12 protein-coding genes and 1 riboswitch are annotated in these 13,797 nt (G+C 63.4%); of the genes, 8 read left to right on the top strand and 4 right to left on the bottom strand.

Features of this window, described 5'->3' with window-relative positions:
• The first annotated feature begins 52 nt into the window (after positions 1-52).
• Both B5G09_RS01650 and B5G09_RS01655 read left to right on the top strand, forming a co-directional pair.
• Entirely contained in the window at positions 53-691 is a 639-nt protein-coding gene (locus B5G09_RS01650; protein ID WP_087403743.1) for a hypothetical protein, read from the top strand.
• A 4-nt stretch (positions 692-695) separates the two neighbouring features.
• A complete protein-coding gene (locus B5G09_RS01655) occupies positions 696-980 on the top strand; it encodes a transcriptional regulator (protein ID WP_087309424.1) in 285 nt (94 codons plus the stop codon).
• Positions 981-1,063: 83 nt separating this feature from the next.
• On the opposite strand, the gene B5G09_RS01660 is transcribed toward B5G09_RS01655, so the two are convergent.
• Complete coding sequence (locus B5G09_RS01660) at positions 1,064-3,769, bottom strand: AsmA-like C-terminal region-containing protein (protein ID WP_087403744.1); 2,706 nt, start codon at positions 3,767-3,769, stop codon at positions 1,064-1,066.
• Complete coding sequence (locus B5G09_RS01665) at positions 3,766-4,278, bottom strand: GNAT family N-acetyltransferase (RefSeq protein ID WP_087403745.1); 513 nt, start codon at positions 4,276-4,278, stop codon at positions 3,766-3,768. The genes B5G09_RS01660 and B5G09_RS01665 overlap by 4 nt, the downstream gene beginning before the upstream one ends.
• Before the next feature lie 64 nt (positions 4,279-4,342).
• Positions 4,343-4,538, top strand: a riboswitch (cobalamin riboswitch).
• Positions 4,539-4,641: 103 nt separating this feature from the next.
• On the opposite strand from B5G09_RS01665, the gene B5G09_RS01670 reads away from it, so the two are divergent.
• The 6 genes from B5G09_RS01670 to B5G09_RS01695 all read left to right on the top strand — a co-directional run bounded on the left by B5G09_RS01670 (position 4,642) and on the right by B5G09_RS01695 (position 11,534).
• A complete protein-coding gene (locus tag B5G09_RS01670; protein ID WP_143256448.1) occupies positions 4,642-5,697 on the top strand; it encodes a YncE family protein in 1,056 nt (351 codons plus the stop codon).
• Between the two features lie 22 nt (positions 5,698-5,719).
• Entirely contained in the window at positions 5,720-6,646 is a 927-nt protein-coding gene (locus tag B5G09_RS01675) for a hypothetical protein (RefSeq protein ID WP_087403747.1), read from the top strand.
• Between the two features lie 7 nt (positions 6,647-6,653).
• A complete protein-coding gene (locus B5G09_RS01680) occupies positions 6,654-8,714 on the top strand; it encodes a TonB-dependent receptor (protein WP_241147527.1) in 2,061 nt (686 codons plus the stop codon).
• 104 nt (positions 8,715-8,818) lie between these two features.
• Positions 8,819-9,502, top strand: coding sequence for a DNA alkylation repair protein (locus B5G09_RS01685; protein WP_087403748.1), 684 nt, complete (start codon positions 8,819-8,821; stop codon positions 9,500-9,502).
• Positions 9,503-9,572: 70 nt separating this feature from the next.
• Positions 9,573-10,295, top strand: coding sequence for a polyprenol monophosphomannose synthase (locus B5G09_RS01690; RefSeq protein ID WP_087403749.1), 723 nt, complete (start codon positions 9,573-9,575; stop codon positions 10,293-10,295).
• Positions 10,296-10,307: 12 nt separating this feature from the next.
• Positions 10,308-11,534 (top strand): glycosyltransferase family 87 protein, encoded by a 1,227-nt coding sequence (locus B5G09_RS01695; protein WP_087403750.1) that lies wholly within the window; start codon positions 10,308-10,310, stop codon positions 11,532-11,534.
• A 123-nt stretch (positions 11,535-11,657) separates the two neighbouring features.
• Here the strand turns inward: B5G09_RS01695 and B5G09_RS01700 are convergent, their stop codons facing one another.
• Together B5G09_RS01700 and B5G09_RS01705 are read right to left on the bottom strand one after the other, a co-directional pair.
• Positions 11,658-12,026 carry a GtrA family protein gene (locus B5G09_RS01700; RefSeq protein WP_087309418.1) on the bottom strand — a complete coding sequence of 123 codons (369 nt, stop codon included), beginning with the start codon at positions 12,024-12,026 and terminating at the stop codon, positions 11,658-11,660.
• Positions 12,023-13,744, bottom strand: a complete 1,722-nt coding sequence (locus B5G09_RS01705) for a glycosyltransferase family 39 protein (RefSeq protein ID WP_087403751.1) — start codon at positions 13,742-13,744, stop codon at positions 12,023-12,025. The genes B5G09_RS01700 and B5G09_RS01705 overlap by 4 nt, the downstream gene beginning before the upstream one ends.
• Between the last annotated feature and the right edge of the window lie 53 nt (positions 13,745-13,797).

Below are 13,797 nucleotides of genomic sequence, written 5' to 3' on the forward strand. Positions count from 1 at the left end.
GGTCGACTTCCGCGGTTCATTCACCCCCGAAAACCCTCAAAAAACAACCGATATGGACGAAAAACAACTCGACGCGCAGCAGAGTCTCGAACTCATCACGCGCATGATCCGCAGCACCCGCCAACGACTCGAACGCCACTCGGGACGCCCGTTCCTCATCTGGGGCTACACGACCGTAGCCGTATCGCTGCTCAACTACGCCCTCAACATCGCCGGTGCCGACCCGGCATGGAGCCTGACGTGGTTCCTCATTCCGGTCATCGGCTGCCTGCTGATGCGTCTCTTCCCCGAAAAAAAGAGTTCAGAGCCCCGCACCGAGATCGACCGCATCATCCACTCGCTGTGGAGGGTCTGCTCGCTGACCCTCATTCCGATCTTCCTCTTCAGTTTCCTCCACGGCTGGAGCTACCGCCCAAGCCTCTTCGCCCTGATCACCCTCACGATGTCGGTCGGCACCGCCTCGACCGGGCTGATCGTCCGCTCGAAGGTCTACACCGCAGCCGGATTCTTCGGCATGGCCGGCTCGGTGCTCTTCGCACTGTACGACTTCCGGCTCGGACAACTGGCCCGCACCACAGAGATCGATACGACGATGATGAGCAACGAGATCCTGATCTTCGCCCTGCTTTTCGTCGGGATGATGGTCGTCCCGGGCCACATCATCAACTACCGGACCCGTCACGAAAAATAACGCCATGTTCCGAGAGTTGAATCCGCTGCTGCATTCGGAACTGAGGCTGGCCGTCATGTCGGTCCTCATCGGGGTCGAAAGCGCCGACTTCACCTTTCTCCGACAACAGACCGGCGCCACGGCCGGCAATCTCTCCGTGCAGCTCGACAAACTGGCCCGGGCAGGGTACATCGACGTGGAGAAGACCTTCCGGGGCAAGATGCCCTGTACCGTATGCCGCATCACCGACGCCGGACGCGACGCCTTCGCGGAGTATGTCGAGGTGCTGCAGACCTACATCCGGCGATAAGGCCGGCCCAACCATCCGACAAAAAAGGGGTGCTGACCATTGTGTCAGCACCCCTTGTCGTATCGGACTTTCGACCGGGCGCTCTATTGTTTGCCGGCCGTGAGTTTCTCGATCTGCTTCTCGGCCTCGGCCGTGAGTTTCTCGGCCTGCTTCTCAGCCTCCTCGACCAGCTTGTCGCCGGCCTTCTTGGCCGCCAGTTTGGCCAGCGCCCCCTTCTTCGAGGCCTCCTCGACCAGTTTGTCGCTCTGCTGCTGGGCCACCTCGATCAGCTTTTGTCCCGCGTTGCGGGCCTCCTGACGCAGATTCTCAGCCTGCTTGGCAATCTCCTCCGAGAGCGATTCGCTGCCCGTCAGCTTCTGGATCTGCTCGTTGACCACGTTGGTTACGGCCTCCTGAACCGCCTCCTTCACCCCGAGCGTGATCTTCGGCGAGGTGAACGTTCCCCCGATATTCACGGCCACGTTCTGCAGCACACCGCCGCCCGGAATGGCCACCTTGGCCTGGTAGTCGATCGTCTGGTCGAGCCCCGTCGAACCCGAAAGGTTGACGTTTACGTCGCCGATCTTCAGATCGAAGGGCGAAGTGTTCACCCGGCCGTCGCGGATCTCGAAGCGGATCTTCACATCCTTGGCCTCGATCTTGCGCAGTTTATCGTTGCCCAGCGCATCGGCCATCGCCTCGAAAGCCTTGATGTTCTGGATATTGATATTCTCCGAGCGGATCTCGCCCGAGGCGTTGAGCGTAGCGAGGTCGGGCGACATAGCCGCATCAAGAGCCGTGGCCAGATCGAGCGACAGCGAATAGTTGCCGCCCGTCTTCTCGAAGATCGGCACTAACTGCTTGACCATCTCCAGCTCCTCGAACGTACGCTGAAACGAGGCATTCGCAAAGTCGGCCTTGAGCTTCAGGGCCGGACGCTTCGGATCGGAGGCCGTCGAGTAGCTTCCCGAGGCCGAGGCCTTGCCTCCGAAGATGCCCAGCCGCAGGCCGTCGAGCGACAACGTACCGTCGGCCATGCTCATCTCGCCCGTGATGTTTTCGATGGTCATCTTCTGGAAGAGGACCTTCTTCAGATCGGTATTGAGCGACAGACGCAGGTTGCGCGGAATCTCCAGGGCGGAAGCCGTCGTATCGGCAGCCTCGGCCACCTCCTCCGCAACCTCCTCCTCGGCGGCGGCATCGTCCGACTCGCTGCCCGGAAGCGCCGCCATGATCTCGTTCAGATCCAACAGTTCGGACTTCACGTAGAGACGTCCCGAAAGCTCCTCGCCGCGCAGCAGATAACCCAGATAACCGCTCAGCTGGCCGTTGGCCGACAGATCGCTGCGTCCGACCGTCAGGCCGAATTCGCCGAGGGTCATCGCCGCCGGGGTGATCGTTGCCGCGGCCCGACGGATCTGAATCGGCGGCAGGTTTTCGAGCGTCAGTCCCAATTGCTCGAGCACGAACGTTCCCTTGGCGCCCAGCGACTCGTAACGGTTCTTCTCGATGTCGGACATGCGGCCCGAGAGCTGTACGTCGGCCGTAATGACACCCTCGAGTTCAATCCCCTTCTCCAGCGGATAGACCTCCTTGACGGCTCCCAGATCAATCTTGCCGTCGGCCGTGGCCCGGAACGTCGGGTCGCTGGCCAGATTGGTGGCATAGAAGGTGGCCGCGAGTGAGTTGCCGGCCATCTGCAGGCCGAATTTCGAGAGGTCGATCTCCGTGCGGTCCATCACGTCGCCCGGATTGGCGATGCGCGCCTCGAGGTTGATATCCGTAACGGCCTTCGGCAGCGACGCATACTGGAAGCTGCCGTTGCGCACCGAGGTCTTCAACTCGAAGGCCGGAAGCTGCGAGCCGCGCATCTCACCACGGGCCCAAAGCGAAAGATCCAACTCGCCGCCGGCCGTCAGATTCTTGAACTCCCGCGTATAGAAAGCCGGGATGAGCGACAGCACATCCTTGAACTGCACGCCGTCACAACCGGCCTTGAGGTCCATGGCCACGGCGTCGTCCTTCATCTCGACCCAGCCGTCAAGCCCCACCTGGATGGCGTTCAGCCGGAAGGTATTCTTCGAGAAGGTGAAGTGCATGTTCTTCAGATCGGCGTCGATGTCGGCCACCAGCTCCGCCTCGGCATTGCTCAGCAGCGGAATACCGCCCGAAACGAAATTCGTCCGTTCGGTCTTCAGACGCAGATCGAGCTGCGTGCGTTCGGCCGACATGTCGCCGCGCAGGCGCAACGACAGCGGATCGGTCGAGAAGCTCATCCGCGTCGAATCATCCTCGTAGCGGATCACGGCTCCCGAGATGCGGAAGTCGCGCACCGAAAGGCGGAACGACGAGCCGCCCTCTTCGGAGGGTTTCTCTTCGGCGGCCTCTTCGGCAGCCGGCTCCTCTTCGGAGGGTTTCATCACATCCCAGTTGACGGCGCCGTCGGCCATCTTGTGGGCGTGCAGCGCCGGATCGGCCAGGATGACCTTCGTCACCTCATACCCGCCATCGCCGAAGAGCGACAGGAGATTCACCACCACCGAGATGCGCCGGGCGGCCACGATCGTGTCGCCGACGAACGGCTCCTCGGCGCCGACGAGCGTCAGCCCCTTCAGCTCGACCGAAGCGTTGGGGAAGTGGCGCAGCAGGCTGATGTCGAGTTTCTCGAAATCGAGCGTGGCCGTGAGCATCCCGTTGGCTTCCTTCTTCACAATGTCGGCAATCTTGCCCCGCAGAGCGAACGGCACGATGAGTGCGATCGCCAGAATGACCACCACAATCGTGGTCAGAATCTTTGCAAACTTTTTCATCCCTTATCCATGTTGGAGACGAAAACCGTAGTCTCCGCCTCGTTGAATCCACATTTCCGGTAGAGGGCCCGTGCCGCCGTACGGCGGGGATTGGAGGTAAGCATCAACCGCTCCGCCCCGATCTCGCGGGCCAGGCCTTGCGCCGCCTCGACCAGCGCGTGTCCGGCTCCGCAGCCGCGGGCCGCGGCGTCGACCACCACATCCTCGATCCAGGCCTTGCGCCCCGACGGCGCGTCATACCACACCAGCGTCAGCACGCCCACGATCCGGCCGCGCGCAACGGAATCATCCGCACAGGTCGGCGTCGTCGGCCCGGCCGCCATCGCGGCCTCTGGCGCCTCGGCCTCCCGAGCCACAAAGAGTGCCGTTGTGGGATGGGCCAGCATCTGCCGTACCCGCTCTTCGAGGGGCGCCGCAAGCCGCGGGGAGAGTTGCGGAAGCAACCGGCAAAACGCCTCCTCCAACTCGGCGGGAAACCCCTTCACACGATCGACAACAAGCAACTTCATCCGGTTATTTTTCACAAAGATAACCTTTTTGTCGAAAACAGCATGGTGTTCCGCGGAAAAAAGCGTACTTTTGTCGCGCTGCGGTTCCGGGACGGGAGTCGACCGTCCGGGATTAAATGGGAATGCCGTGCAAATCGGCAACAGTTCCCGCTGCTGTAAGTTACGTGTACGGTCCGGCACTCTCGGCCACTGCCCCACGGGGCGGGAAGGCGCCCGACCGGTAACGAGTCAGAAGACCTGCCGCGGCATTCCGGTCCGAAAACCCCGCGGTGAATGGGGTTCGACGCGAATCTTCACCCCTTCCGCCGAACGCCGCCCTCCGCCCGGGCTCGGGCTCGGGCCTTCAAAAACCAAACCGGACGGATGAAACACGCACTGCGACATATGCTGTTGCGGAGCCTTCTGCTCCTGACGGGAGCCCTCTCCACGGGCGCCTGCATGGAGTACGGGCCCCAGACCGAAGAGGCGTTCGACCTCCGCGGCCGCGGCCTCTTCATCACCTGCGAGGGCAACTTCATGTGGGACAACGCCTCGCTGTCGTACTACGACCCCGAGTCGCGACGCCTCGAAAACACCGTCTTCCTGCGCGCCAACGGCATGAAACTCGGCGACGTGGCTCAGTCGATGACCCTTCACGACGGAAAGGGCTATGTCGTGGTCAACAATTCGGGGGTGATCTACGTCATCGACCCCGACACGTTCCGCATCACAGGACTCATCGAGGAGGTGGTCTCGCCGCGACAGATCCTCTTCGTCGACGAGCAGACGGCCTACATCTCGGACCTCTATGATCCGCGGATCACGGTCGTCGACCCGCGCACCAACCGCATCCGCTCGCGCATCGACATGAACGGCCACCGCTCGACCGAACAGATGGTCCTCTCGGGCGACCGCGTGCTGGTCAACTGCTGGTCGTACGACAACAAGATCCTGGCCATCGACACCCGCACCGAACGGCTCGTCGACTCGCTGACCGTGGGCTGGCAGCCCAATTCGCTCGTGCTGGACCGTCACGGCAAGCTCTGGACCGCCACCGACGGACGGTCAGGCGAGGCCCCGGCCCTGTGGCGGATCGACGCCGCGACGCTCGAGGTCGAGCGCCGCTTCGAACTGCCGGCCGACCGTCCGCCGTCGCGGCTGACGCTCGACGCGGCCAACGACCGCCTCTACTTCATCGCCCGCGACGTATGGCGCATGTCCACGCAGGATGAAAGTCTTCCGGCGGAGCCCTTCCTCCCCTACGCCGGGACGCTTTACTACGGGCTGGGGATCGATCCCGACACGGGCGAGGTCTACGTCGCCGACGCCATCGACTACGTGCAGAACGGCGTCGTCTACCGCTTCACGGCGGAAGGGCAGCCCGTCGATACGCTCCGCGTGGGGGTCATCCCCGGCAACTTCTGTTTCAAACGACTCTGAACCACCAGACAAACATCCGATCATGAAAAAGATATCCCTGAAACACGGCGCGTGGCTCCTGATCGCGACCACGGCCTGCAACTCGAGCGAGACGATCACCACGGTCCGCGAGGAGTTCCCCACCTCGAAGGTTCTCGAATACACCCCGGCTCCGGGACAGTTCATCAACAGCACGCTGGCCGGCTTCCCGCAGGAGCCGATCACCACCCCCGAAGCGGCCGCCGCCTACGCCTCGGCCCGTCTGACTCGGGGCGGTGAGCCCGACTCCGGCACCGAAACCGTCACCTACGGATTTGTCTCGCTCGGAGGCTGGGGTGGATACATCATCCTGGGATTCGACGAGCCGGTGCCCAATTCGGGCGGTGCGGAGTACGACCTCTACGTCACGGGCAACTCCTTCAACGGTTCGTCGGAGCCGGGCATCGTCTCGGTGGCGCAGGACACGAACGGCGACGGTTCGCCCGCGGGCGAGACCTGGTACGAACTCAAGGGAAGCGAGGAGGCCCGGGTCACGCGCGGCTACGAGGTCACCTACACCACACAGGAGGACGGTTCGGTCGCCTGGACGGACAACCGCGGCGGCAGCGGAACGATCGAACGCACGATCCATACGCAGAGCTACATTCCGGCCTGGGTCGGCGAGCTGACCTACACGGGAACCCGCCTTCCGGACAACGTCGTCCCCGACGAGCAGACCGGCATCTACGACATGCAGTCCTTCGCCTGGGGATACGCCGACAATTCGTCGACGATCGACGGTGCCGGGTCGAAGAACCGCTTCCGCATCGCCAATGCCGTCGACGGGGAGGGAAATCCGGTCGACCTGCGGCAGATCGACTTCATCCGCATCCAGACCGGCGTGAACTGCACGGCCGGCAACGGCGTGGGCGAAATCTCGACCGAGGTGTGCGGCGTGGGCTGCTACCGCACCGTCACCCGAACCGAATAGCGAGGCGGTGAGGAGCGTTGCCGTCATACTCGCCGCACTGCTCTGCACGGGGAACGTCCTGGCGCAGCGCGACTCCACGGCCCGCACCGTGGCCATCGAGCAGGTCGAGATCGCCGGGCGCCGCCCGATGAAGGAGATCGGCGTGCAGCGCACCGTCCTCGACAGCGCCATCCTGCGCGAGAACATCTCCTCGTCGCTGGCCGACGCCCTGAGCGCCGGCTCGACCCTCTTCATCAAGTCCTACGGCCGCGCGACGCTCTCCACGGCCTCATTCCGCGGCACGGCCCCCTCCCACACGCAGGTCACCTGGAACGGCATGAAGGTCAACTCGCCGATGCTCGGACAGGTGGACTTCTCGCTCATCCCCTCCTACTTCGTCGACCGCGCGGCGATCTACCACGGAGCCAGCTCGGTGGGGATCACCGGCGGCGGTCTGGGCGGCGCCATCACGCTGGCCACCCGCCAACCCGACCGGGAGGGGCTCTCGCTGCGCTACATCCAGGGCATCGGGTCGTTCACCACGTTCGACGAATTTCTGCAGCTGAGCTACCGCGGCCGGCGCTGGAGCTCCTCGACGCGGCTGCTGGTCAGCACCTCGGAGAACGACTTCCGCTACCGCAACTACGACTCGAAACAGTTCACGACCGATGCCGACGGGCAGATCGTCGGAAGCTACTACCCGCTCGTGCGCAACCGCAACGGCGCCTTCCGCGACCTGCACCTGCTCCAGGAGCTCTACTACACGTCGGATCGCGGCGACCGCTTCTCGCTGGCGGCCTGGTATCTCGACACCGACCGCGGGCTGGCCCTCCTGTCGTCGGACCGCAACACCTCGCGCGAAAAGCGCAACTCACAGGCCGAACGCACGCTGCGGGCCGTCGTCTCGTGGGACCGCCTCTTCGGCGGGGTGAAGGTCGGGGCCCGCGCCGGCTACACCTACGACGATCTGCGCTACCGCATGGAGTCGGATCCCGACGGAGCGGGCAACTTCATCCCGGTGACCGACGCCCGGAGCCGGATCCACACCCTCTTCATCCGGGCCGAAGCCGAATACACGCCGAACGAGCAGTGGCTCTTCGCGGCCAACCTCTCGGGCCACCAGCACCGCGTCCACAGCGGCGACCTCTCGGTGATCGACGCCACGACGGGCCGACAGGCCGACACGCTCTACCGTCAGGAGCGGTTCGAGATCTCGGCCTTCGCCTCGGCCAAGTGGCGTCCGGTACCGCGACTGGGGGTGGCCGTCGACCTGCGGTGGGAGCTCTACGGCAACCGCTCGACGCCGCTCATCCCGGCGCTGTTCGTCGACTGGCAGGCCTCCCAACGCGGCCATGTCGTGCTGAAGGCCTCGGCGGCCCGCAACTACCGCTACCCGACGCTCAACGACCTCTACTTCCAGCCGGGCGGCAATCCGGATCTCGACCCCGAACGCGGCTGGACGTGGGATGCCGGCGTGGAGTCGACGCTCCGCAGCCGGCGCAGCTCGCTCCGCCTCTCGGCCACGCTCTTCGACTCGCGCATCGACGACTGGATCCTCTGGATCGCCACGGCCAAGCAGGGGGTCTATACGCCGATCAACATCCGCCGCGTCCACAGCTACGGCGCCGAGGGCAAGATCACGGCCTCGACCTCGACCGCCTCGGGGTGGCGCTTCTCGGCGGACGGCAACCTGGCCTGGACCCGCTCGATCAACCGCGGAGACAAGTTCTCCGAGGCCGACGAATCGGTGGGCCGCCAGCTGGTCTACATTCCGGTCTGGTCGGGAGCCCTCACGGCACGGGTGGCGTGGCGCCGTTGGGTGCTGAGCTACAAGTGGCAGTGGTACAGCGAGCGCTTCACCATGTCGAACAACGACCTCGGCGCGCTGGGACGCGTGCCGGCCTACGTGATGAACGACCTGGCACTGGAGAAGAGCCTCGAATTCCGCCATCTGACGCTCTCGCTCAAGGGGTGCATCTACAACCTCTTCAACGAAGAGTACCAGTCGGTGTTGGGGCGCCCGATGCCGCGTCTGAACGCCTCGTTCTTCATCGGTCTGACCCCGAAATTCAGCAAACGGGAACCATAAGGCCCGTCCGACTGTCGGCCTTGGTAACCGACAGATCCGTTCCAGCGACCCGACAACCCGCCCGACTATTTTCCAAAATCCAATTCCCAAAAATCCGTCCAACCATGAAAATCCGCGAACAGCTCCTTGCGATGGCCGACCCGGCCTACCGCGACTTCAACGCCTCGATGATCCCCGGCATCGGCCCTTCGATCGGCATCCGCATCCCCCACCTGCGGGCCCTGGCCCGGCAGATTGCCCGCAGCGACACGTGGCGCGACGTGCTTCGCGACGACGACTGCCCCTACCACGAGGAGCGCATGCTGCAGGGGTTGGTCATCGGCGAGGTCCGCTGCCCGGTCGACGAAAAGCTCGAACTGGTCGCCCGCTTCGTCCCGAAGATCGACAACTGGGCGCTGTGCGACTGCTTCTGCTGGAAGCTGCGCTCCAAAGAGCGGGAACCCATGTGGCGCTTCATCCAGCCCTACTTCGACTCCCGGCGCGAATACGACCAGCGCTTCGCCGTGGTGATGGCCACGACCAACTTCATCGACGCGGAGCACCTCGAAGCGCTGTTGCGCCGCTTCGAGGCGTTCCACCACGAGGGCTACTACGCCCGCATGGGGGTGGCGTGGGCCGTTTCGGTCTGCTATGTCCGCTTCCCCGAACGCATGCGCCGCTGGCTGGCGGATGCCTGTCCGCTCGATGCGTGGACCTTCAACAAGTCGCTGCAGAAGATCGTCGAGTCGCTGCGCGTCTCGGACGACGACCGACGCTTCGTGCGCTCGCTGCGACGAATCGCAAAATAACGGCGACAAAAAACGGAATTCGGAAAATAATCGTATATTTGTCTTACCAAACCATTTACGCAGATACGTCATGCGAAAACTCGTCATCATCCCGACCTACAACGAAAAGGAGAACATCTCGAAGATGATCTCCAAGGTCTTCTCGCTGCCCGAACCCTTCGAAATGCTCGTCATCGACGACGGCTCGCCCGACGGCACGGCCGACATCGTCCGTGAACGCCAGCGGGAGTTCCCCGGAACGCTCCACCTGCTCCAGCGCCCGGGCAAACAGGGCCTCGGAACCGCCTACCTCACCGGCTTCCGCTGGGGTCTCGAAAACGGATTCGACTACATCTGCGAAATGGACTGCGACTTCTCGCACAACCCCGACGACCTGGTCCGCCTCTACCGCGCCGCCGTCGAGGGCGACTACGACGTGGTCGTCGGCTCGCGTTACGTCAAGGGGGTCAACGTCGTCAACTGGCCCATGTCGCGGCTGCTGATGTCCTACTTTGCCTCGGTCTACGTGCGTACGGTCACCCGTCTGCCGCTGCGTGACGCCACGGCCGGATTCGTCTGCTACTCGCGCCGCGCGCTGGAGACCATCGATCTGGACGCCATCCGCATGAAGGGTTACGGCTTCCAGATCGAAATGAAATACACGGCCTGGCGGCTCGGTCTGAAGCTCCACGAGGTGTCGATCATCTTCGTCGAGCGTTGCGAAGGGGTCTCGAAGATGTCGGGCGGCATCTTCCGCGAAGCCTTCTTCGGGGTGCTGGGACTCCCGTTCCGCCGCATCCGCAAACGACAATAATCCCCGCAGCGCATGGCCCAAACTACGCTCAACGTCGAACCGGGAGTCGAACGCTCCCTCTGGCAGCGCATCCGGAGCTTCTTCCTCAACCCGCGGAACCTCTACCTGCTCGGCATGCTGATCGTCCTGGCGCTCACCTTCTCGGAGGTGGCCCGCGGACGCCACAGGAACTTCATGATCTTCGCCGAATCGACGAAGATCTTCTGGCAGCACATCGCCCCCTACGGCGAAAGCTGGTCGCAAGCCATGCCCCAGCTGGACTACTACCTCTACGGCCCGCTGTTCAACATCCTCTTCGCACCGTTCGCCTACCTGCCCGCCTGGTTGGGCCCCTTCGTCTGGAACCTCTTCAACTTCACGATGTGGTTCGTGGCGATCTTCACCCTCCCGGGCCGCTTCACGCGCGACGAAAAGTGCAAGTCGTTCCTCTATACCTTCCTGATTCTGGCCTGCACGCAGCTCTCGTTCCAGTACAACGTCGCCGTGGGATACATGTTCCTCTTTGCCTACTCGCTGCTCGAACGCGACAAGGGGTTCTGGGCCGTCCTGCTGATGATGATCTCCGGCTTCACGAAGGTCTACGGCATCTTCCAGCTCGGACTGCTGCTCTGTTACCCCCACTTCTGGCGCAACGTCGGCTATGCCCTCGGCATCGGGGTCGTGCTGTTGGCCGCCCCGGCCGTCAACATGCCCTTCGGGGAGCTCCCCGCCTACTACGGCAAGTGGGTCGCCGCCCTGACCGAACACAAGAGCACCCGCACGTGGATGAATCTCTTCTACCTGCGTCCCTTCGGACTGCTGCGCTACCAGATGGCCGTGCAGATCGGCGTGCTGGCCGCCCTGGCCGTCGGGCTGGTGGCCAACTACCGCAAGTGGAGGCAGCCCTTCTTCCGGCTGGCGGCGCTGGCCGTACTGATGGGTTACGTCATCCTCTTCAGCAACTCGAGCGAGGGCCACACCTACGTCATCACGCTGATCGCCTATCAGTTCTGGTACTGGAGCATGAAGCGCGGCGGCGCCCTGAACCTGCTCGACCGCATCGTCTACTGGGCCACGTTCGTCGTCGTGGTGGTCATGCCCGTCGACGTGATCTGCCCGCTACCGGTCATGGAGTTCTTCTACGGCTGGCAGCTGAATCTCTGGCTGCTGCTCTACCTTTGGCTCCGGATCTGCTGGACGGCCTTCATCCGCACCCCGGAGTCGCTCTCGGAGGAGTGCCGGCTGGTCGGCCTCCGATAGAGGATCCGAATTCCCCGACGTACGACAAACCTGAAAAAGCCCCGGAGATGTTCCGGGGCTTTTTTTAGGGTACTGAGAGGGGCAAAACCGGCGGAAGAGGGTGTGTCCCGACCGCCCCAGCCGTCAGAAGGTGAAGAAGTAGTTCATGAAGAAGTTCCAGAAGGTCACCACACCGATGGCGAAGAGCTTGGCCAGATAGAAGTTCAGCTTGAAACGCCCGTGCAACAGATAGATCGTGGCGTTGTTGATCGCCAGACCGACGAGCGAAATACCCAGAAAACGCAGATACTGCCCCGCGATGTCGGGATTCTCGTTGTGGAAGGTCCAGACCCGGTTGAGAATGTAGTTCGTGGTGGCGGCGCAGAGGAAACCCGCCGAATTGGCCACATACTTGTTCAGCCGCAGCCACTCCTTGCAGACGTAGGTGATTCCGAAATCGACGAATACGCCGGAGCCGCCGACTACACAGAATTTCAGAAACTGTTCGATCATAGTCGTTTGTTCAACCCGTCGACGCGCGTCGAAACGGGTTTGCCGTTAAACCAATTCGTATAGCCCGTCCGGCAGAGGGCGAAGCCCACGTCGAACTGTTCACCGGCCAGCTGTTCCGGGACCGTGAAGCGCACGGGGAGCGTCAGCGTCGCTCCGGCGCCGAGCGTGAAGCGCGCCCCGGTCGGGAACTCCTCGACCCGGAAGCGGCCGTGCTTCCAGAGAATATGGAGTCCGATCGGACCCTCGCCGACGCGAATCTCATAACGATAGGGGTTCATGATGCGCAGTTCGAGGTCGAGCACCTCGCCCGGAGCAACCCGTTCGGGGAGTCCGCTGAAGGCGATGTCGACCCGCCGCACGGGGTGGAACGAACGGTCGACGAACCACGAGAAGGTGCGGCCGTTGGCCAACTGAATGGTCTGCACACCGGGGAGCGTGTCGGCCTGCCGTGGACACTCGACCAACACTTCGCGTCCCGCAAAGCGCGTATCGTCGTCACGAAACTGCCACTGATGGGTCCGGTAGCGGATATTGGGCTGACAATAGGCCTCGCCGCCGGTGTAGAAGCCATACTTGGCCGCAATGGCGTAGCCGTCGCAGAAGATCACGGGACGGCCGTGCGCCTCGCGGGCAATGGTGCCGTAGCTTTCGGGGTTGTGGAAGACCTCGAAGCGCAGATCGGTCGGGTTGAAGATCATCACCAGCCGCACGACGACGACCAGCACCAGCGTGACGCCGCCGGCCCGCATGACGTAGCGACGCGTGCGCGGGTGGCGACGCGCATAGTCGAACAGCAGCCACAGGAGCCCGAACGTCGAGACGATGACCCACTGCGGCTGGACGTATCCGCGCAGCGACGAGAGCAGGAAGAAGCCGATGAAACCCACGGGCAGCAGCCGCAGCAGACGTTCGAAGGGCGTCCGACAGCGGGTCTTGCGCCAGGCCTGGACCCAGAGCGGCACGAAGAAGGGGTTGAAGACCACGAGCATGTTGACGAGGAAATCCGTCACGTAGCTCACGCGGAAGACGGCATTGCGGCCCGAGAGGTGGTAGGCGAACGAAGCCCAGTCGTGGTGATATTGCCACAGCAGATGCGGCACGAGCAGCAGCAGGGCCACGGCACCGGCCAGATAGAGTCCCGGACGGAGGAAGAGCCGGCGGGGCGTCACCGACAGGGCGAAGAGAACGACCAGCGCCCCGTGGTACTTGCTGTAGGCCATCAGCGCCATCGTCACCCCCAGCCACAGCCAGGCGCCGCGCCGCTCCTCGGTGAAGCGGCGGAAGGCCCCGAGGAAGAGCGCCGTCGTGAAGAGCAGCGGACCGTCGGGCACGGCGATAAAGCCGTAGAGCTGCAGCATGAGCGTCGAGGCGGCGATCATGCAGTACAATGCGGCGTCACGGCGCGAGGCATCCGCCGGGCGGATCAGCCGCCACAACACCCAAAGATAGAGCGGCTGCAGCAGCGTGAAGAAGAGGCGCACGCCCAGTTCGCCGCCGGCGAGGTGTTCGCCCAGCCAGACCAACAGTGCCGTCATGGGCGGGTGGTCGAAATAGCCCCACGCCAGGTGTTCGGCGAACATGTGGTAGTAGGCCTCGTCGTTGGCCAGCTGGGAGAACCCCGCCTGCAGGAGGTTGCACACCCACCAGACGCCGAGCCAGAAGAGGACCAGCGTGTCGGGTCCCCACGCGGCATATCCCGTTTTGAGCGATGCTTTCATACCGCGGCAAAGGTAGGAATTTTTCTCGGGATTGCGTCGATGTTGATACATTG

Source organism: Alistipes sp. An54 (assembly GCF_002159375.1).
Classification (GTDB): Bacteria; Bacteroidota; Bacteroidia; order Bacteroidales; family Rikenellaceae; genus Alistipes; species Alistipes megaguti.